The organism is Streptomyces sp. NPDC058257, assembly GCF_042881845.1.
Taxonomy (GTDB): domain Bacteria; phylum Actinomycetota; class Actinomycetes; order Streptomycetales; family Streptomycetaceae; genus Streptomyces.
Genome location: NZ_JBHVXJ010000050.1, coordinates 1 through 1,667 on the forward strand (window position 1 = coordinate 1; position 1,667 = coordinate 1,667).

Here is a 1,667-nt window from a genome sequence, read left to right on the forward strand (position 1 = left end):
AGGTAGGGCAGTTCGCCGATGGCCGGGAACCGTACTCCGCCGATCAGTTCGACCGGGTGGCGGCCGTTGAAGGTCTGGAGGTCGAGTTCGGTGGGCTGGGCGAAGCGGGAGAAGTTGTGGACGCAGAGGACGAGGTCGTCCTTGTACTCGCGCAGGAAGGCGATGACGGCGGGGTTGGAGGAGGGGAGTTCGGTGTAGGAGCCGAGGCCGAAGGCGGGGTTCTGTTTGCGGATTTCGATCATCCTGCGGGTCCAGTGCAGGAGGGAGGAGGGGGATGACATGGAGGCTTCGACGTTGGTGACCTGGTAGCCGTAGACGGGGTCCATGATCGTGGGGAGGTAGAGGCGTCCGGGGTCGCAGGAGGAGAAGCCGGCGTTGCGGTCGGGGGTCCATTGCATGGGGGTGCGGACGGCGTCGCGGTCGCCGAGCCAGATGTTGTCGCCCATGCCGATTTCGTCGCCGTAGTAGAGGATCGGTGAGCCGGGGAGGGAGAGCAGGAGTGCGGTGAAGAGTTCGATCTGGTTGCGGTCGTTGTCCAGGAGGGGGGCGAGGCGGCGGCGGATGCCGATGTTGGCGCGCATGCGGGGGTCTTTGGCGTATTCCGCGTACATGTAGTCGCGTTCTTCGTCGGTGACCATTTCGAGGGTGAGTTCGTCGTGGTTGCGCAGGAAGATGCCCCATTGGCAGCCGGCGGGGATGGCGGGGGTTTTGGCGAGGATTTCGGAGACGGGGTAGCGGGATTCGCGGCGTACGGCCATGAAGATGCGGGGCATGACGGGGAAGTGGAAGGCCATGTGGCATTCGTCGCCGCCGTCGGTGAAGTCGCCGAAGTAGTCGACGACGTCTTCGGGCCATTGGTTGGCTTCGGCGAGCAGGACGGTGTCGGGGTAGTGGGTGTCGATTTCGGTGCGGACGCGTTTGAGGAGGTTGTGGGAGCGGGGGAGGTTTTCGCAGTTGGTGCCTTCTTCGGCGAAGAGGTAGGGGACGGCGTCGAGGCGGAAGCCGTCGATGCCGAGGTCGAGCCAGAAGCGCAGGGCGGAGATGATTTCTTCCTGGACGGCGGGGTTTTCGTAGTTGAGGTCGGGTTGGTGGGAGAAGAAGCGGTGGAAGAAGTATTGCTGGCGGATGGGGTCGTAGGTCCAGTTGGAGGCTTCGGTGTCGATGAAGATGATGCGGGCGTCTTGGTATTGCTTGTCGTCGTCGGCCCAGACGTAGTAGTCGCCGTAGGGTCCGGCGGGGTCGGTGCGTGATTCGTGGAACCAGGGGTGTTGGTCGCTGGTGTGGTTCATGACGAAGTCGATGATGACGCGCATGCCGCGTTGGTGGGCGGAGTCGACGAATTCGACGAAGTCGGCGAGGTCTCCGAATTCGGGGAGTACGGCGGTGTAGTCGGCGACGTCGTAGCCGCCGTCGCGGAGGGGGGATTTGAAGAAGGGGGGCAGCCAGAGGCAGTCGACGCCGAGCCATTGGAGGTAGTCGAGTTTGGCGGTGATGCCTTTGAGGTCGCCGATGCCGTCGCCGTTGCTGTCCTGGAAGGAGCGGACCAGGACTTCGTAGAAGACGGCGCGTTTGAACCATTCGGGGTCGCGGTCCTTGGCGGGGGTGTCCTCGAAGGTGTCCTGGACGGGCTCATTGATGATCATGATGTGGGTGACCCTCCGATCAAC

Annotated in this window: 1 protein-coding gene; it reads right to left on the reverse strand. The window is 63.5% G+C overall.

From position 1 onward, the window contains the following. The coding region (gene treS / locus ACFVXC_RS42430; RefSeq protein WP_389917198.1) for a maltose alpha-D-glucosyltransferase at positions 1-1,643 on the reverse strand (1,643 nt) is incomplete at its 3' end. Positions 1,644-1,667 lie beyond the last annotated feature (24 nt).